Here is a 19,006-nt window from a genome sequence, read left to right as displayed (position 1 = left end):
AATCCTTAAAAGTCGTGGCTCAAATCCTCCTGATTCAAAAAGTCAATAAATTTAAATGGTTTGCAATCGTTTAAGAAGTTCGGTGCGCATTGCTTTGCTCATCGGGATTGCTTTTCTTGATATTACTACGTGCGTACCCGCTACTTCATCTATTTGTGAAAGATTGATAATATAAGAGCGGTGTATTCTTAGGAAGTGATTTTGCGGAAGTTTTTCGTCAATATCTTTCAAAGTCATTACCAAAAGATATTCGCGGCCTTGCGAAAAGATGCGGCAATAGTTGCGGTCTGCTTCAATATAGTAGATGTCTTTAATATCTATTTTCAGCATTTTATCGTTGTGACGAACAAAAATGCGATCGTTCAAAATGAAATCAGTAGCATTTCCATTTGGTGGCGTTATGCCATTTCCACTGCCGTTTTTTTGGTTTTCTGAAGTGTTTTCTACTGAAATTCTATCAATAGTCAATTCAATTGCACGCTGTAAATCTAGCTTTTTAAAGGGTTTCGAAATAAAAGCGTAGGGATGTGTTTCCTTAGCGCGCGTAAAATGTGCATCATCTGTATTTGCTGTTAAATAGATAATAGGAATATAGTATTGTTTTTCAATTTCCTTGGCGGTTTCAATGCCGTCCATTTCGCCTTTTAACTGAATATCCATCAATACTATGTCTGGTTTTTCAATTTTTATTTGTGATAGCGCTTCTTCGCCGCGAGGCAAAATACCGGTAACTTCATAACCAAGATCGCTTAGCTGCAGGGAGATGTTGGCTGCAATTACCATTTCGTCTTCAACAATTAATATTTTTACGGCTCTATCCATCAAGCGATTTTAAAGTTTTTGAAATTAAAAAAAACGGTAGTTCCATTGTTGTGTTCTTCGGTTAGCGTACCATTAAGTTGTTGGGTAAGTAGTTGTATTAATTGTGTTCCAAAACCCGTGCCTTGTGGTTTTAAACCTTCTGTTTTACCGATGCCGTTGTCTGAAACTTTTAATAATAAGACATCATTTTCCTTTTTTAGGCTAATGTTTATCAGTCCCTTTTCTCCCGTTGGGAAAGCGTATTTTAACGCATTGGTCAATAATTCATTCACAATTAAACCGATGGGAACGGCAGTGTCCACATCCAGATTTAGGTTGTCCATTGCACATTCAATTTTTACTTTGTCTTCGGCATTAAAAGTGTCTAGCACACCTTCGCTTAAATTTATAAAGTAATCTTTCATTTCAATACTGCCCAAGTTTTCACCTTGATACAATTTTTGGTGAATAATGCCCATACTCTGCACGCGGTTTTGGCTGGCAAGCATCGCCTCTTTGCTGGCGCCGTCTTCCAGTTTTGCCGATTGCAGGGCGATGAGGCTTTTTACCATTTCCAGGTTGTTCTTTACGCGATGGTGAATTTCTTTTAGTAGTAATACGTTTTGCTTGTTTTTGGCGTCCAGGTCTGTATTTAGTGTTACTAAAGCTTTTCGTTTTTTGCGAATGTTCTTCAACGTAAAATACATTCCGAAGAGAATAATGGCCAACAATCCTGCAATACCAATATAAAGAATTTGCGTTTTTCGTTGTTGCGAAATCTTAGCCTCTTGGTTTAAAATCTCCATATCCTTTTGTGCCGTTTCGTACTTTACTTGCAGCTCGCTATCCTGTCGAGCAATAATGGTGTTGAGGTATTCCGAATGACCTTGTTCATATAACTCATGATACTCCAAAGCATTTTTATAATCGCCCAGCTGGCTATAAATGTTTGAAACATGCATATAGTTTTCCCAAAGATTTTTGGTGTTGCCAATGCGTTTCATAATTTCTATCGCTCTCAGGTTATAAGGCAGCGCTTGAGCATATTTTCCCTGTAAAATATATACGTGACCAATATTTGCAGTGGGTGGCATCGTGTAGCGAAGGAGGCCTATTTTTTTTGCTCCTTCGTAACAAGCGGTATAATCTGCAATGGCTTCGTCGTAGCGTTCCATGTATTTGAAGATATTACCGCGGCCATTGTAGCAAGCTAAAAGAGGCGCATCTGTAATTCCCACTTTTTTGTATAACTCGATGGCGCGATTCATATTTGCTAAACTTTTTTCTAAATCGCCAAGAAACAATTGATTTTCTGCAAGCCGCCGGAAGGAGAGTGCCATATCTTCGTCGTAGCCATATTTTTCTTGAATTGCGATTGCTTTTTTACAATATTCGGCACCCTCGGCATAACTGTCTGAATAATAAAGCAAGTCACTAATTTTGGTATAGCATTGTGCAATTCCGCGTTTATCATCTATTTTTTCAAAGAGCGCCAATGCTTTATAAACTGCTTCAGAACCTTTGTCGTATTCTGCTGTGCCGCTGTAGTTGGTCGCCAATAGAAGATAGGTGTCTGCCATCGGTTTTGTCATTTCCTCTTTTTTATAAAGTGAAATGGCTTTATTTAAATAAACGATGGAAGAATCGAGCACGGTGTGATCTTCGTGCCATTTTGCTAAATCTATATAGGCTTTACCAAGGGTTTTAAAATCGTTATTTTTTTTGGAAAGCTGAATGGTTTTCTTGAAATTGTTGTATTCGGAAAGCGTGTCTTTGCTCTTCGGAATCGTTATTTCCGAATTTAAATACGAACTTTTAAGCGTGTCTTCTTGTGCTTGAGAAGAAGCTTGAGGGAGGCTGCTCCACGAAACGCAAGCTAGTACTAGTGCTAGTAATAGTCGTTTCATTGGTTTATTGATTGATTGTTAGTTACTTCTAAAGATAGGGAGATTTTCTTTACCAAATAGGGGGTTGAAAATTTCGACTAAAATAAAATATCTTCCCTGCCACATTTTGAAGTGACAGAGAAGATATTGAAATACAATGAATAACAGAATTAACGGGTTGAATTTGTAATTTCAGGAATGCTCAACTTGGCCAAAACGTAGGCGGCAATTGCCATCACAATATCGCGTACAGCAACGTCTGGGTGATGCCAAGTAAAAAGCAAGCTCAAGGCAATAAGTAAAAGCCAAAGCGATACAATATAAGCTCCTAATCGTGTTTTGGTGAATACGAGTATGCCCGCAATAATTTCGATTACGCCTACAATCATCATAAATGTTGCCCCACTAAATGGTAACATATCTAATAAAGAAGGTGCGAGATAACCAACCCATTGGACTAAAATATTCAAAAATTTGTCGGCTCCCGCGGCAATTGGCACTATTGCAAATGTGTATTTTAAAAGGGTTTGTAATTTGCTGATTTCGGCATTGATTGCTAATGTTTTCATAGTTTTTTGATTTTATGTTCTATCGGTTAGATGAAATCTACAGAACACGGTTACAAAATTTGTAACTTTAGAACAGCTGCGGCATCTAAATAGAAAAAGAAAGCATGAATGCGACTCAACCAGACAGATTTACTTTAACAAAATTGTCCGATTCAAAAGTGGTGCAACGAATATTGGAGGGCGAAAAGGAGCTTTTCGAGATTTTGATGCGAAGGTATAACCAGCGACTTTTTAGGGTAATACGGAGTTATATTTATTCTGAAGACGATGTGCAAGATATAATGCAGGATGCTTATGTGAAAGCTTATACTAAACTACATCAATTCAATAACCAATCTGCTTTTTCTACTTGGCTTATCAGGATTGCAATAAATGAAGCGCTTCAAGAAATACGAAAACATAAAAGACAATTAACTAATTACGGAAAAACCGAAAGCTTAGAAAACATTTTTCAATTGCCAGACACAAACCAAATGAATCCCGAAAAACAAGCCATAAAGACTGAAACCAAAGCCTTGGTAGAAAAAGCGGTGGATGCGCTTCCCGAAAAATATAAAGTAGTGTTTGTGCTGCATCAAATTGAAGGCCTTTCTAATCCTGAAATAGCAGATTGCTTAAAACTCACAGAGAGCAACGTAAAAGTGCGACTGCATCGTGCAAAAAATTTACTGAAAGACGAACTTTTCAAAACAACCCACGATGCTTCAATTTTTCAATTCGGCAATCATAAATGCGATGCGGTGGTTGAAGAAGTTATGATGCGAATTCAGAATTTTTAAAATTGAATTACTGAAATTTATAATTCAGTTATTCGGTATTTAGTTGTTCTCTTTTCTGAAGAATTTAACCGATTATAAAGCGAGTTTAGACACTATGCGCCCCAATGAACAAAAATGGCTTTCACGTCTTTAACATCCTTATTGTTTGGAAATTGTTCCTCCAACTTATCGATTAATATTTTGCCTATTTCACAATCTTCAAATTCATATTGGCAGCGATAGCTGTATGCTAGTGCAAGTCTGTAATTGGCATCAAAATCACCCGGATATAGTTTTAATGCACGTTTGAATTGAAAAATGGCATTGTAGTACGCTCTTTTTTTTAACCAAGAATCACCGTCATTTATATAAAAAAGATACTTTTCTTCCTTTTTCTTTTCAATAACATTTGGATCAGAATTCTCCATTTTCGGAAACCCGAAACTATAATTATTGAAGGTAATATAGAGAGTACAGCCAATTAAAGGCAAACCAATAAATAGTAGAAGCATTAAATTTCGAGCCTCTTTTTTTCGCTTATTTATAATTTTATTTCTAATAGCTTGCAACTGTAGCGGACTGGCTTTTTTTATATTAAAGGCAGTTCCAACAGCATTGTAATATTCGTTTTTGATAGTGCCGTAGTCTTTTCGCTTAAAAAAGGATCTTTTTGCAGGAAGCAGGTTTTTGTTGTTACGAAGTGTAACAATCATATGATTTATACTACCAAAACCACCCATCATAGAAATAATTTAATTATCAATTATACTATTTTTCTCCCAATTTCTGCCAATTTCCTTCATAAATTCCCCACGCAGAAAAATAGACGTACCTTCGCCGCTTATTAAAACCGTCTTCTTAGTTTTAATGGTTTTTCAAAGGACCGAATTCTAAAAGCGCCGCGATATACTATCTCCAAGCGCAGCGGTCTTACAACTTAAATAAATTTATGTCATTTAAATCTCTTGGGCTGTCCGATGCCTTGTTGAAAGCAATCAGCAAAAAAGGATATGAAACGCCTTCGGCAATTCAACAAAAAGCAATTCCATTAATTTTAGAACGTAAAGATGTACTTGCCTCCGCACAAACCGGAAGTGGGAAAACAGCAGGTTTTGCATTGCCAATGTTACATATATTGAGCAGTGAACCAACCTTGCGTCAGCGCCCCGTTCGCGCATTAATACTTACCCCAACCCGCGAACTCGCAGCACAAGTGCAAGATGAGTTTAGGGAATATAGCGAATTTACAGATCTACGTTCAACCGTAATTTTTGGTGGTGTAGGTGCAAATCCACAAATACGCGCTTTGCGAAATGGAGTGGATGTATTGGTAGCAACTCCTGGTAGATTGTTAGATTTGGAAAACCAAAACGCACTAACTCTTTCAAAAGTTGAAATTCTAGTTTTAGACGAAGCCGATAGAATGCTCGATATGGGCTTTCTTCGCGATATTAAAAAGATATTAGCATTACTGCCCAATAAAAGACAGAATTTGCTTTTCTCTGCAACCTTTTCCAAAGAAATTAAAAAATTGGCGAATGAGTTTCTACACAATCCTGTTTTAGTAGAAGCAACGCCAGAGAATACTACGGTTGAAAAAATTGATCAGACTGTTTATAGAGTAGATAAAGCGCTAAAAACAGACTTAATTATAAAACTTATTTCTGAAGGAAACTGGCAGCAGGTTTTGGTTTTTACCAGAACTAAACACGGTGCGAATCGCTTAAGTGAGAAGCTTGAAAAAGCAAAAATTACTTCCGCGGCAATTCACGGAAATAAAAGTCAAGGGGCACGAACACGAGCACTTTCTGGTTTTAAAGAAGGAAAAGTTAGGGTTTTGGTAGCGACAGATATTGCTGCCCGAGGCTTAGATATTCCATTATTACCACACGTTATTAACTTTGAATTACCAAATATTTCCGAAGATTACGTTCACCGAATAGGCCGTACAGGGAGAGCAGGAGCAAGCGGTGAAGCACTTTCACTGGTAAGTTTAGATGAAGTTGGTTATTTAAAAGATATTGAAAAACTAATTGGTGAACGCTTACAGCCTAAAACAGTTACAGATTTTCAACCCACCGAAACCATGGCCGATGTAAAAGCTGCCGAGGAAGAAAAGAAACAGCAAAAGGCACAACGCCATAGCCGAGGACGAAATACTGGGTCTAAAGTAAATACGCACTCAAAAAGCAATAATAGCAATAGAGGAAGAGGCAGAAGATAATTTATCTGCTGTAAGTTGGTGAACTTATAGTTTATCCAAATCGGGTACTGTAAGTTCATCAATTTTCCAATTTGCACGTTTTGCGCCAGCTTGGTAAGCACTTTCTAAAAAATCTAAGACAGCCTGTCTCGGATTGCTAGCATTTTTTACCATTTCATAACTCAATAAAGCCATGGGGCTTCCATTGCTATATTGCCATCTTGCATCATCTGGTTTCAAAATTTCTTCATCAATACCTTCAGGCGCTGGGAATATGTATGAATAATACATGGGTTCGCGCATATTATCGTCGCCCACCCAAAACCCAAAACTAATCTGCTCGTGCGAGTAGCTATCTTTTTCTAAAACCCTTGCAGAGGCATCCATTGGCGGTAATTTCTTTCCAGAGAAGCGCGTTAACACAAGATCTAAATGGTGCCAATAAATATGAACGGGGCATGATTTTCCATAAAATCTACCACTAAATTCCTGGAAAATGCCGTTATTCCATTGCATAATTCTCCAGAATTCTTCAATATATTTCCAGTCATAATGATGGTATTCTGTAATTTTCGTGAAGGGTTTGTCAATATTCACATCAAAAGGCTTTTCCACATATTTTGTGCTTAACCCAGTTCCTTTTATTTTAGAAGTATATTTCTTATAAAATGCAGCGATAGTAGGGTTTTCCTTGAGAGAAATTACAAATTTCTCCCCTGCACTTTGCGTGATTATTATTGCTTTTCTTGCAATATTAAACGTTATTTCAACACTTTCTAATCCTTCATTTACAGAAATACTATTTGTTGTAAACCCCTGAGGCGAAACGAAAAGCGTTAAATTCCACCAATGATTTTTTCGCGGATTAGAGGCAAGTCTAGTTTTACCAATTATTTGAAGGATGAGGTGTACAGTAACGCGCGTATTGTTCCAGTTTTCAAAAGGCAAAACGGGTAGTTTTTCTGAATTCATAAGAGTAATTTTTAATTTTTTATCGGTTATGCTTTCACTATCAACGTACTAAGTTACTTCTAAAAACTAAAATAATCAATAAACAACGTTATTATACCTTTGGCGGAATAGGAGCCGGCACATTGTTTTCCACTGGTTTTATGGTTTTTAAATATGCGAAAATTGCCTTTAAATCTTCATCGGGAAAAAACGAAATTGATTGCCACGGCATAGGTGGAAGTAGATCTCGGCTATTTTCCATTCCTTTATATTTTCCTTTTTTAAGGGCGTAAAGAAATTGAGCTTCGGTCCAATCGCCAATTCCGGTATCGTCAGGTGTTAAGTTCGCCGCAAAGGTCGTGCCCCAGGGGCCAATGGAAGCTGTAAGTCCGGGTGAAAATAAAACATAAGATTTCGCTGTTTTTTCATCATAGGTAGGCAACTTCTCATTAGCGGGATGGCCAGAAAGTAAACGGTCGAGATCTAGAATTGGTCCTGTACTAGTCATCTTTTTCGGGGAATGGCAATCATTACAACCAGCAGCATTTACGAGCATCTCTCCGCGTTTAATTGGAGATATTTCCGTTTCGGCCGTTTTGCCTTCGTACATTGCAGGTGTAGAGTTTTTCTTTTTTTCCGAATCGCAAGCCGTCAATGAAATACAAAGAGCAGCCAGCACTAAAAGTTGTTTTTTCATGATTTTGTTGATTTTAATTGTATTATTAAATGTAAGAAATAAAACGATTTGTTTGAAAAAACAATACTTCTTTTTAACTGAAAACTAGTAAGTTACGTTTTCTTAAAAAATAGGTTCAAACAAATTATATCCACAATAATTTGAATATTCATTTCCCTTTTAGAGTTGCTATCTTTATACCGAAGCAAATTGTAATATGCAAAACCGCAATTCAGAAAATTTATATTTTTTTCAATCCGTAAATGATATTCCAACAACACATTGGAATTTGCTTGTGGCAGATACTAATATTTATTTGTCCATTCCGTATTTATTGGCTTTGGAACAAACAATTGCTTCTAGTGTAAAACCAATTTACCTTTTAGCTTACGATGAAAAAGGACAACCCATAGTAGCGGGCGTGTTTCAAATTTCTATTTTCACCTATAAAAAGGAAGCGCAAAAACACGTATTACTTAGGCTTTTTCACGATTGCCGAACGGAAGATGAAGGGGTTTCTATTAAAGGTTTAGTTTCAGGAAATATTTTCGCAACGGGGGAACATGGATTTGTGCATTCACAGCATACATCAAAAGAATCCGCACTGCAGATTCTGAATAAAGCTGTAAAACAGATCCGAAAAGATGTGCGTTGGAAGGATATGTTTGAAGTAATTCTGTTTAAGGAATTCTGGCCAACCACTCAAAACGGTTCTATTTTAGAAAATTATAAATATCGCGCCTTTCAGGCAGATGTAAATATGGCGTTCAAGCTTCAACCGTCTTGGAAAACTTTTGCCGACTACCTGCATAGTATGAAAGCAAAATATCGTACCAAAGCAAATAGTGCCTATAAAAAGTCAGAAACTCTTGCCATTCGTTCCCTTTCTTCGGATGAAATTGACAAAGAGCAGAACAATATTCAGCAAATGTTTAGTAACGTCCTCAATAGGTCTGAATACCGTTATGGCGAAAATTATCCTGCTTCCTTTTCAGCTTTAAAAGCAAATTTGGGCAATTTGTTTATTTGCAAAGGCGTGTTTTTGGATGATAATTTAATAGCATTTAGCACCGCCTTTGTAAATGGAGATACTTTGGAAGCCAATTATGTGGGCATTGATTATAATTATAATACCAAATATGCAGTTTACGAACGACTGTTGTACGATTATGTGGAAGAGGCCATTGCGTTAAAAGTTTCGCAATTGCATTTGGGCCGTACCAGCGAACTTATTAAAAGTGCTGTTGGCGCTGTGCCGGTTAATATGACTTTATATGCACGCCACACTTCCAAGCTTAAAAATGTACTTTTAAAACCGTTTTTGGAAAATATACAACCAAGTGCGTTTGAGTTGCGGAGACCTTTTGGTGAGCGTTGAAAGATTCTTCAGCAGATTTAAAATTAGTTATACGTTGCAGTTTCTATTCCGTTATTCTTTTCTTTAAATCCATATTTTCGTGTAATATTCTCGTAATCTCAACATAATTTTCGTTTAAAGTTCTGTAGAATATTATATGTCGATTTGGTTTTATTCCGAAAAGTTGCTTTGCTATTCCTTCATAGTTTTTTCCTAAATCTTGATTTTTCGCAATTTCGCGGAAATTAGAAATTAGCGAATCGTAATATGTGTCTGCTTTTTGTTCTGACCAAACTTCAAAAGTATAATTCCAAATCTTCGATAAATCTTTAACAGCTTTGTTCTTAATTTATAATCAGCCATTCAAGCGTTTTTTTGCCTTTAGAGATTCAAGGTGTTTTTGCTCATTTGATTAAAATTTTTCTCGAATTGTACACAATGGTCTTAACTGATAATTTGACGGAGGGTATCAAAAGTACCCTTGTACAAGCAATTGCTTATAATCTTTAATTAATAATAAACCGAAGTTTCAGAATTTGGAAAGGTAAATTTATTATTTCCAGGATAAAAATTATCTATGGTAGGTAAAGTTTCCCGTTTACTTATCATTTCTTTTTTCTGAATTTTTGAACCTTCATTCTCACAATCTCCAATTTCTTCTTGGTAAATAATCTTACCGTTTGAAAGATTATAATCAAAATTATAAAAATAGTCACAAGGTGCGCCAAAATTTACTGTAGCTCCGATTAACTGAAATGCGCCACTTTGATACCTAAACCTATGAGTATAATACCATCTTTGGCGACCTCCTCCTGAATGATTAATTACAAGACAGTTTCTATCAATCGAAATCCCTTCAAATGGATCACCCATCATTCCACCGTGTTTACTTGGTAATATTGCTCCAACAGATTTTTTCCACAATTCCCATTTGGAATGGTTCTTTTTGTAAATGTATATTTGTCTTTCTGTTCCTAGATCAGTTTCTTTTTGAGTATCGTAAACTATAACTTTTTCAAAGATTCCATCTTTGTCTAAATCTCCTACTTTTTCATCAAGAATTTTAAAATATTTTGGTGTTTCGATTATATCTGTTTTTTTATTCTCCTGACTTTCACAAAACATAAACGAAAATAGAAATAGAACTAAAATATATGTAGGTATAGGGTTTTTCATATTGTTGGGAATGTGTTTTTAAGCAAATACAAACTGAATAGAAAATCGGCGAAGATTTTTGTGAGTAGGCTAAAACTAAGCAATTAATTATATGCGTCTTAAGTTTAATTTTTAATAATTGTATACTTTTTTTACATTTCCATTTTCAAAATACTCAATTGATTCTCCTTTCAATTCACCGTTTTTATATTTCCATTCAAATTTCTTTTTTCCACTTTCGTAATATTCTGTCGAAATTCCTTCTGCTATTCCATTTTTATAGCTAAAGTCAGTCTTTTTTTCTCCAGTTGGATAATATGCGATTCCACTTATTAGAATATCATTTTTGAATTCCCAAATTGATTCTTTTTCTCCAGTTTCGTAAAATCTGGTGGCCGTACCTTCTTTTTTACCATTTTTGAAAGTATATTCTTGTAGAAGCTTCCCACTTTTGAAATAGGATTTTCCCTCAATAAGTTGCCCGTTTTCATAATTCCATTCAGAGTAATTTCCGTCTTTGTGATATTCTTTTGGAATTCCATATTCCCTTTGGTTTAAGTTGAAATTTATTTCCACCGGATAACATAATTACTGCATTAGAAGCATACCACTTCTCATAGATTAATTCTCCAATTTTTTCATTGTCACAGGTAAGATAAAAAGCTAGAGAGTCTGTTGAGCTTGCTGTGTAATTAGCCATAAAATATATTTATTTATTAAATTATAAAAGTTCGGTCGTAGCCTAACCGTTAACGTGTTCGTATATGGCAGGTTGTTTTGGTTTAGCAACTAATTTAGCAAATAAAAACTGAATAGATTATCCGCGAGAATAAGTAGGCAAGAACCAAGTCATTAAATATACAATGTAATGTGCATCGTACTTTTAAATAATCAAAATTTCATCAAAAATACTTTTTACGAAAATCCAAAGGCGTCATACCTGTCTTTAATTTGAAAAATTTTGAAAAATACGCGTAATCCGAGAATTCCAGTGTATAAGCAATATTGGCTAAATTCTCGTGTGAATGAACAATCAATCTTTTTGCTTCTAAAATGATTCTTTCAGAAATTAATTGGCTTGTCGTTTTATTAATTGTTTGTTTTACTACTCTATTCAAATGCTTGGTTGAAATGCTTAATTTATCAGCATAAAATTTAGGGAATTTTTGACTATGAAAATGGGCGTTAATTAAATTCTCTAAAGTTTCAAGTATATTGAAATAGTTTGGCGACTTAAACTTTTCAATATTGACGTCAATTGTATACGCCCTTGTTAATTCTATATAAATGTTGTTTAGTGAATTTACTATTTTTAATTCTCTTAAAAGATTGGTTTGTAAATATTCAGCATAAGCTTCTTTAAACTTAAGATTCAATTCGTAAAGTTTTTTAGGAGCTAAATCTAAAAAAGGAGGATTTTGATTCGAATAAAAAAATGGAAATGAATGGAGCTTATGTTCTAAAAACTTTAGTTCATAAAATTCTTGAGAGTGAAAAAAAATAAATCCTTGGGGTTGTGTCTCAAATTTCCAAAAATGTGTTTGTCCTGGTTTTAGAAAAAACACCTTCCCTGGTTTTATACTATAAGAATTAAAATCAATTTCGTGCGTACCTGTACCTTCGGTAAATAGCACACATAGATAGAAATTATGACTATGTGGTTTATTAATTAAATCCTTATTACGCTGTAAGTGATTCGAAATAGAATTTATATACACATCATTTAGAGGTGCGGATTCTTTAAATTGACTAATATTTAAAACAGGTATTTTCATATTATATGTCCTAAAAGTACAAAAAGTTGCGAACATTTTATAAGACTATTAATTATTTACAGTCTTAATTTTGCGCTATAAAACATATTGTGATGAGCAAAGTTATAGATGCATTGAATTGTAAGTGTCCGAATTGTCAAAAAGGAAAGATTTTTATGAATGGTGGGAACATTTTATTGTTGAACATTCCGAAAATGAATGATAGATGTCCAGAGTGTAATTATAAATTTGAAAGAGAAACCGGTTTTTTTATTGGGGCTATGTTTGTGAGTTATGCGCTCGCTGCGGCACAAATGATAACAAGTCTTGTGGTATTTTGGTATTTTATTGATTTGTCGCCTTTAAGAGTTTTCGCCATTATTGCTGTGATCGCATTTTTATTAAGTACGACCAATTTTAAACTGTCAAGGTCTATTTGGATATATTTATTTTATTAAGATGAGCTTTGAAGTTCGTTGTTTGTATTATGCTAACGGTCTTGTATATGAAAAGTAGCGCTGAAAATAAGCGTTATCTATTCGGATGAAACACAAGCCGAATTTTTAAATTTTACTATTTATTTTATTTTGAGAAATCGTCAAATTTAAAAATTTGGCGACTACCTAAAAATGCCCAAACCTTTGTGTTATCAACGACTCGCGCTATTTTTTATATACGTTGTTGCCAGTAGTTTTTATTCTGATTTCTGAACTAATTGAAGAACTTCTAAAACGTCAAATGACAGAACAGTTACAATGTCATCTACAACTTTATTTAGAATTTCGAGTTTTAGAGCTTCTTCTTTTCCTTTTTTGATTGCATTAAGTGCAGGGAATGCTTTTAATATATTCTCTTCTAGCGTATGACCTTGATGGTGAAGATACCAAACCGGAATTTCGATTTGTAAATTATTAACCAACTTTGCATTGGTTGATGTGGTATCTGTTGGTTTAACTATAGTTGAAACTTTTGTGGTAACATAATCAATAATTACTTGAAGTCTTTCTTTTTTAAAATGTTTAAAGTCAATATAAGTTTCACTTAATTCTAGACCTAAATCTTCTTTAGAAACAATTTTTTCTCTTAGTAATAATGCTCCAATCAAAATTGGGTCTAAAATATAATTTTCAATACTATACCTATTACCATTACCTATAGTTTTTATTGCTTCAGTACTTGTATTCGTTGTATCCCAATCAACAATACCCGAAACAAAATTGTTTCCAGCAGTTCTAAGAGTTTCCGTTATATTAATAACTTGTCCACAATTAGATATTTTAATACCGTTTTTGTCTGTTCGACTTTCTCCTGATGAAATGAAAATAAGAGAAATTTCGGGAATCAAATAACTAGATAATTGATGATATAATTTTTCGTAGTATTTAACATCATAAGGACTTTCTACAAATATTTGTCTTCTGTTTTCGTAATTAACACTAAATGATGGAATACCAGCTGTTAATATGTTTAATGCTTTATCTTTATTTACCTTTTCTAATCTAACACCTGTCTTGTTTACAATAAAGATTGATTCATCGGTTGTTAAAGCTACTGTAGATGCAGAATGTGTTGTAATAATAACTTTAACTTTCTTTTCATTTACAAAAACCTCTTGAATAACATCTAAAAACTTTTTAGACATTGTTGGATGAAGAGAAGCATCAGGTTCATCCATAAGCAATACTTTAGGGAATTCAATGTCAAAATTTGAATTATATAATGCTAATGCAAGTGACATTAATACTTTTTCTCCAGATGATAAATCGCCAAATTGGATTTCGGTTTTATTATGATTATTTACAAGCTTTAATTCAAAAGGTGCATCTCTGTGGCTGTTTTCAGGTGAATTGATAAAATAATCTAAGCTAGCTTCTTTTATTATTTTATTTACAAATTCCCAAGGTGCTTCTCCAAAAGTGTTTTCAAATTCTTCTTTGGTTAAAAATGATATTTCTGTATGTTTTTTAATTTGGTTTCTATATTGTCTATATTCATTATCATCAAGCTTATCTTGATACCGCTTAAATAGACTAGAAAAATTTTGATAAAAAACATCTGTTTGACTAAGACCGTCGTCTAAAGGATAGTGATTGAAAAAATCATCTGAACTTAACTCTTCCCTTACTTTATTTGCGCTTTTTGCAATTTTATCTATTAGTTTTATCTGAGGAGCATTTTGTCTAAAAACATTATTTTCAAGTGTGTAATTTGGATTGTTTTTTCTTTGATTTAAGTAACCACTGAATTGTTCCCATAAATTTTGAGTATTGGCATTTAATTGCTCCCGAGTAACAGTCGTACTTTCATTCGGTGATAAAGTTTGTGAAGTGACATATTTTTTTGGATTTAGTTCAACACCATTTGCATCAGTAACTTTTAATAAATTTTGAGTAATTGCGGTTAACAATTGTGTCTTACCAGCTCCGTTTACACCTGTTAGAACTACAAAATTAGGTAGTTCAATTGAAAAAGGTTCTAATGATTTAAATTTTTTCTCTAAAGATAATTTCATTCAGGATATGTTTTTTTAAATTACTGGCAACATGTAAATATACGAATACAGCTTTGCCATATATATCACATATCTACCTCATCTCAATTTGTTTATCCAATCAAATATAAAATAAATCTTCCACCAAACTTTACGGAAATCCGCAGTCCTTCAAAAAAAGTAGAAAACAAAAAAATGCTTCATATTCCAAACGTGAAATAAAAAGCATTTGTGTAAACTTATTAGTACTAAAACGAAAAGTCCTCTACCCTTTTTTAGACTGCGGAATTTGTTTCGGTGGTTGTGGTAAAATGATTGTGTAGCAAATAATAAAAATAGCTTACATAGCTATTTTATCTAATCTGTAGTGAGTCCATCTGGATAAACACATAATTTAACACCTTTTTTCTCAATTTAAAAATCCGCAACAGTCAATACTTCTTTAAAATTATTTTGCAGAAATTCCACGAAAAATACTATGAATACTATAACCGTTGCGTTAGCCCCAGTCCTACCTCCATCTGGCACGTGTGGGACGCTCTCACATTTAATATGTTATTACTTTATTTAAAGTATAAAAAACCTTCTAAGCGATTTTTTAAAAATGCTAAGAAGGTTGAAATACAAACAAAAAATATATTTAATCGTAAAGTCTTTTTTGGAACCAAATATTTTCTAAACTGAGATTGATGGAAATTAAATGAAATTTTTCTTGAATAATGCTATTTGATAGAATGCCCTGTTGGCCATAGGTATACCCTATGTTTAGCATAGAGTTGGTATGTTTATTAAAAGGTAGGCCAAGCCCCAAAGTAATTTGGGAATTTTTTATACGGTTGTTGTTTATTTCTAAATTTCCATTGTCATAATTTACACCACCTCGGTACATTACGCGTTTCCAATATTCTGTGCCATTTTTGTTAGGGATATATTCCATGCCCAATCCCACAAAGTCGTTGTTTACAAAATTTCCACCGTTATCAGTTTGGTCTGTGGCGTTCCAAAAACTTTTCTTGTAATCTACATTTATTAAAAGATTTTCACTCATTCTTGTTTGCAGTCCCATCCCCACTTCTATGGGCAGTTTAAAATTATCCAGGGTTTTAGATAGTGTTTCTGCAGTGTCGCTATCTGCCTGAAATATTGTTAAATCCTGTTCTCCCTTTAAGCTTGTTGGAACATTTATCGTAGCTCCAATGGAAAAATTTTCATTTATATCATATTGCATCCCAGCGGTAAATTGGATACCCCTATAAAAATTTTCTTCACTAATATAGAGCGCATCTCCACCGATATAATTTGTTTCTTCTTCCGTAATTTTTCCAAATAGAAAGGAGGTAGTAAAACCTACACGAAATTTATTGTTAAGAGAATAACCAAAATTTGCTTTTAGGCTATTGAGACCTCCTGAGCCATAAATATCTGAGAAATAGGTGTCTGTAGATCCCTCAATTTCGTTCCTTACGCCTTTAACAAAATAGCCAACATTTGTATATGGCAAAAGGGTTAAACCCATTCCCAATTTTTCTGTAATGGGAAAAGCAAATGCAAGTCCTGAAAAGTTTGCATTGTTTCTCGGTTCGTTTATCCCATCTTCAACAAGTGTCTCGCGCTGAACTTTTATATCTATTTCATATAAAAAGCTATTAGGTGTAATACCACCAAAACTCGCTGGGTTTATAGTATTGATAGTTCCATCAAACGGCGCGGCAATGCCTGTTTTACCCATAGTATTTGATTTTCCTGTATTTAGATTATTAAGCAATCCCAATCCATACAACGAATATGGCGAGCTTGATAAATCATTAGTTTGGCTAGATGCTTTTAAAGCTATTAAAAAACATATTAAAATAAGAAAGCTTTTATTCGTCATTATAGAGGGCATATGTTATTTCGAGTTTAACCCTACGTTTATTTGAACTTTCGTCACCATAAAAAATATATCTATCCATAGAAGAATTGAATTCGTTTGAGTAAATAGCCAAGTAGTAGTTATCATTATTGTTTTCTGTGTCTAATTTAATATTGAGAAATGTTTTTATTGGAATGTTATAATATGCAATTCCGAATTCAGAATTTTGTTCGTCGTAAATACCATAAACCTTATCACCATTTACTGTATAAAGATCTTGAACATAATCGAAGTTATTATCTACAATCATTACATTCAAGGAATCTCGTGGTGTTATTTGTTGAGATAATGTAGTGAGCGCAATTGCAAGGTTCGCACTAATAATAGTTCCTTCTCCCTCAATTTCATAAAGCGTTTTGAGATATGGAATATCAATATGGGTTAATACCCCTACCCCAGATTGAACAAAGGTTTGATTGTCGGCTTGGTCACTTGGCAACAAAATTTCATTATCGTTTAATGTTTCAAGTATGGTGCCCCCTCTGTCGCTATAAATATGATTAAAGCTATTTACTTCAGATCCAGGAATATCATAATAGGCTTCCGTATTTCCATCCTCATCACTAATCTTGTAATAGAGGCGCACCCTACTCTGCTTTCCAAAACCAAGGATTGCAGTATTATTTTCATCAGCCTTTATGGCTAACCCTTTATAATTTAATAGAAATTCATCTAAAGTGTTTATCTCGTTGGTTTGGATAGCTGTGAATAGATTTTGCCCAAAGTCTTGTTGCAATCGTATTTGCAGCGTATCCTTTCCCAAAGGCCTGGGGTAGAAAGTTAAAGTTCCCAGCGCCGCCGCCTCTGTAGTAATGGTGGTAGTATTATAATAACTATCATCCTTCGGTTTAATATTTGCCAAAACTCTTTTTACATTAAAAGTTTGCATTGGAATGGTGTCATTATAATAATACCCATCGTAATTTAATATCAACGCAATGGAATCGAAAACAGCTTCTGAAGGAATGTCATACCCGGTTGGAACAAATTGTACAAAACTTTCACTTGCAGAATTTCCAAATATGGGATCATTATATGAACCAACAAGAAGTCTTGCGGGGCTGCCATCTGAAACTATAAGTGAATCGAATTTAAAAGTTCCTGCCTTAATTGTTAAAGTATCAATAAACAGTAAACGGGTATCACTGTTAATCAAGCTTCCTCCAACCACCAATGATTCGTCTTCATTACTGCAGGATATAATAGCAAACAATAGAAAGCAAATACCCAGAACATATTTCATAGACTTTTTTTGGCAAACCTATTTTTTAAATCCCCCAACGAGAAATTAATTATACCAAGCCCTTAATTTGAATGTAGTAGAGGCGAAAAGTATCTATGAAACCGTATCTAAAGTGTTGGTAGATAGAATTTGTCTCTATGTAGAGAGATAAGCTCTATCCGTCCAATATTTTTTTTAGAATTGAAGAGAGATTCTACATTCGCCAATAAAATTGTTAGGAAAATATAAAATAACTATGGCAAAATTTAAGAACAAAAAAATAAATTATCAATACGCTTTAATACCACTACTGCTATTTATTATGTCCAGCTGTTCATCTGATGATGATACAACTCGAGGAAACTGGATAGTACGTTCTGTATTTGACGGCGCTCCACGAAGCAGCGCAACCTCGTTTGTTATTGATAATAAAGGGTATATGGGTACAGGCTATGATGGCGATGATTATCTTCAGGATTTCTGGGAGTATAATATGGATGGAGACTATTGGGCTCAAAAAGCCGATTTTCCCGGAATTGCCCGCAGTTCTGCCTCCAGTTTCAGCATTGGCTCAATAGGTTATTTAGGAATAGGTTACGACGGAGATACAGCGAGTGAATTATCCGACTTTTATGAATACAATCCTGCAACCAATACGTGGACGCAAAAAAATGATGTTGCAGGTGGAGCTAGAAGAGGAGCAGTTTCCTTTTCAATTGGCGATGCTGGTTTCCTTGGCACTGGTACTGACGGGGATAACGACAAAAAGGATTTTTGGAAATACACCCCCGCAACCGATGAATGGTCGGAAGTAATAGGCTATGGAGGTTCAAAACGTCGCGATGCCACGGTTATAGTAATCAACAATAAAGCTTACATAGGTACTGGTGTAAGTAATGGAATATACCTCGACGATTTTTGGGAATATGATCCCACAAATGAATCTTGGACCCGAAAAAACGATTTGGATGTAGATGATAACTATGCAATAATGAGGTCTAATGCGGTTTCATTTACAATAAATGGTTATGGATATCTTTCGTGTGGGTATAATTTAGGGGTTACTTCCACAACCTGGGAGTATAATCCTTCTTCAGATTTATGGGAATCAATTACCGGATTGGAAGCTAGTAATCGTCAAGATCCAATAAGTTTTTCAACAGGTACTAGAGGATTTGTTTCACTTGGCAGATCGGGAACCCTTTATTTAGATGATGTTTATGAATTATTCCCACAACAATATTATAACGAAGACGACTAATAAATTTTTA

At 34.4% G+C, this 19,006-nt stretch carries 18 protein-coding genes; 5 read left to right on the top strand and 13 right to left on the bottom strand.

What is annotated here, in order from left to right; all coding sequences use genetic code 11:
• Positions 1–51: 51 nt before the first annotated feature.
• The 3 genes from AC3RVG_RS13545 to AC3RVG_RS13535 all read right to left on the bottom strand — a co-directional run bounded on the left by AC3RVG_RS13545 (position 52) and on the right by AC3RVG_RS13535 (position 3,256).
• The gene (locus AC3RVG_RS13545) at positions 52–822 is read right to left on the bottom strand and encodes a LytR/AlgR family response regulator transcription factor (protein WP_489692009.1); all 771 of its coding nucleotides are present in this window, start codon (positions 820–822) and stop codon (positions 52–54) included.
• On the bottom strand, positions 822–2,708 hold the full coding sequence (locus AC3RVG_RS13540; RefSeq protein ID WP_489692008.1) for a tetratricopeptide repeat protein: 1,887 nt from the start codon (positions 2,706–2,708) through the stop codon (positions 822–824). Before AC3RVG_RS13540 ends, AC3RVG_RS13545 begins: the two co-directional genes overlap by 1 nt.
• A 149-nt stretch (positions 2,709–2,857) precedes the next feature.
• Positions 2,858–3,256, bottom strand: a complete 399-nt coding sequence (locus AC3RVG_RS13535) for a hypothetical protein (protein WP_489692007.1) — start codon at positions 3,254–3,256, stop codon at positions 2,858–2,860.
• Between the two features lie 104 nt (positions 3,257–3,360).
• Between AC3RVG_RS13535 and AC3RVG_RS13530 the strand changes: the two genes are divergently transcribed.
• On the top strand, positions 3,361–4,035 hold the full coding sequence (locus AC3RVG_RS13530) for an RNA polymerase sigma factor (RefSeq protein ID WP_489692006.1): 675 nt from the start codon (positions 3,361–3,363) through the stop codon (positions 4,033–4,035).
• 92 nt (positions 4,036–4,127) lie between these two features.
• Here AC3RVG_RS13530 and AC3RVG_RS13525 read toward each other — a convergent pair whose 3' ends face one another.
• Positions 4,128–4,757, bottom strand: a complete 630-nt coding sequence (locus tag AC3RVG_RS13525) for a hypothetical protein (RefSeq protein ID WP_489692005.1) — start codon at positions 4,755–4,757, stop codon at positions 4,128–4,130.
• A gap of 206 nt (positions 4,758–4,963) precedes the next feature.
• On the opposite strand from AC3RVG_RS13525, the gene AC3RVG_RS13520 reads away from it, so the two are divergent.
• Positions 4,964–6,238, top strand: coding sequence for a DEAD/DEAH box helicase (locus AC3RVG_RS13520; protein ID WP_489692004.1), 1,275 nt, complete (start codon positions 4,964–4,966; stop codon positions 6,236–6,238).
• A gap of 24 nt (positions 6,239–6,262) precedes the next feature.
• Here AC3RVG_RS13520 and AC3RVG_RS13515 read toward each other — a convergent pair whose 3' ends face one another.
• Positions 6,263–7,189: a DUF5996 family protein gene (locus tag AC3RVG_RS13515; RefSeq protein ID WP_489692003.1), complete on the bottom strand. Its 927-nt coding sequence runs from the start codon at positions 7,187–7,189 to the stop codon at positions 6,263–6,265.
• 91 nt (positions 7,190–7,280) lie between these two features.
• Positions 7,281–7,865 carry a diheme cytochrome c-553 gene (locus AC3RVG_RS13510; protein ID WP_489692002.1) on the bottom strand — a complete coding sequence of 195 codons (585 nt, stop codon included), beginning with the start codon at positions 7,863–7,865 and terminating at the stop codon, positions 7,281–7,283.
• 196 nt (positions 7,866–8,061) lie between these two features.
• Here AC3RVG_RS13510 and AC3RVG_RS13505 point away from each other — a divergent pair, with 196 nt between their 5' ends.
• The gene (locus AC3RVG_RS13505; RefSeq protein ID WP_489692001.1) at positions 8,062–9,222 is read left to right on the top strand and encodes a GNAT family protein; all 1,161 of its coding nucleotides are present in this window, start codon (positions 8,062–8,064) and stop codon (positions 9,220–9,222) included.
• A gap of 43 nt (positions 9,223–9,265) precedes the next feature.
• Here AC3RVG_RS13505 and AC3RVG_RS13500 read toward each other — a convergent pair whose 3' ends face one another.
• From AC3RVG_RS13500 to AC3RVG_RS13485, 4 genes are all read right to left on the bottom strand, one after another.
• A complete protein-coding gene (locus AC3RVG_RS13500) occupies positions 9,266–9,517 on the bottom strand; it encodes a type II toxin-antitoxin system RelE/ParE family toxin (protein WP_489692240.1) in 252 nt (83 codons plus the stop codon).
• A gap of 194 nt (positions 9,518–9,711) precedes the next feature.
• Entirely contained in the window at positions 9,712–10,377 is a 666-nt protein-coding gene (locus AC3RVG_RS13495; protein ID WP_489692000.1) for a hypothetical protein, read from the bottom strand.
• Between the two features lie 111 nt (positions 10,378–10,488).
• The gene (locus AC3RVG_RS13490; RefSeq protein ID WP_489691999.1) at positions 10,489–10,932 is read right to left on the bottom strand and encodes a toxin-antitoxin system YwqK family antitoxin; all 444 of its coding nucleotides are present in this window, start codon (positions 10,930–10,932) and stop codon (positions 10,489–10,491) included.
• A 326-nt stretch (positions 10,933–11,258) separates the two neighbouring features.
• Complete coding sequence (locus AC3RVG_RS13485; protein ID WP_489691998.1) at positions 11,259–12,131, bottom strand: AraC family transcriptional regulator; 873 nt, start codon at positions 12,129–12,131, stop codon at positions 11,259–11,261.
• A gap of 92 nt (positions 12,132–12,223) precedes the next feature.
• Between AC3RVG_RS13485 and AC3RVG_RS13480 the strand changes: the two genes are divergently transcribed.
• Entirely contained in the window at positions 12,224–12,568 is a 345-nt protein-coding gene (locus AC3RVG_RS13480; RefSeq protein WP_489691997.1) for a DUF983 domain-containing protein, read from the top strand.
• A gap of 236 nt (positions 12,569–12,804) precedes the next feature.
• Here AC3RVG_RS13480 and AC3RVG_RS13475 read toward each other — a convergent pair whose 3' ends face one another.
• From AC3RVG_RS13475 to AC3RVG_RS13465, 3 genes are all read right to left on the bottom strand, one after another.
• Positions 12,805–14,622 (bottom strand): AAA family ATPase, encoded by a 1,818-nt coding sequence (locus AC3RVG_RS13475; RefSeq protein ID WP_489691996.1) that lies wholly within the window; start codon positions 14,620–14,622, stop codon positions 12,805–12,807.
• Positions 14,623–15,241: 619 nt separating this feature from the next.
• A complete protein-coding gene (gene bamG, locus AC3RVG_RS13470; RefSeq protein WP_489691995.1) occupies positions 15,242–16,474 on the bottom strand; it encodes a BamG family beta-barrel-assembly machinery protein in 1,233 nt (410 codons plus the stop codon).
• A complete protein-coding gene (locus tag AC3RVG_RS13465) occupies positions 16,464–17,756 on the bottom strand; it encodes a DUF4270 family protein (RefSeq protein ID WP_489691994.1) in 1,293 nt (430 codons plus the stop codon). The genes bamG and AC3RVG_RS13465 overlap by 11 nt, the downstream gene beginning before the upstream one ends.
• 235 nt (positions 17,757–17,991) lie before the next feature.
• Between AC3RVG_RS13465 and AC3RVG_RS13460 the strand changes: the two genes are divergently transcribed.
• Positions 17,992–18,996: a Kelch repeat-containing protein gene (locus AC3RVG_RS13460; protein ID WP_489691993.1), complete on the top strand. Its 1,005-nt coding sequence runs from the start codon at positions 17,992–17,994 to the stop codon at positions 18,994–18,996.
• Positions 18,997–19,006 lie beyond the last annotated feature (10 nt).

The organism is Aequorivita sp. IT1282, assembly GCF_058068205.1.
This window is presented reverse-complemented; position numbering and strand designations above follow the sequence as displayed.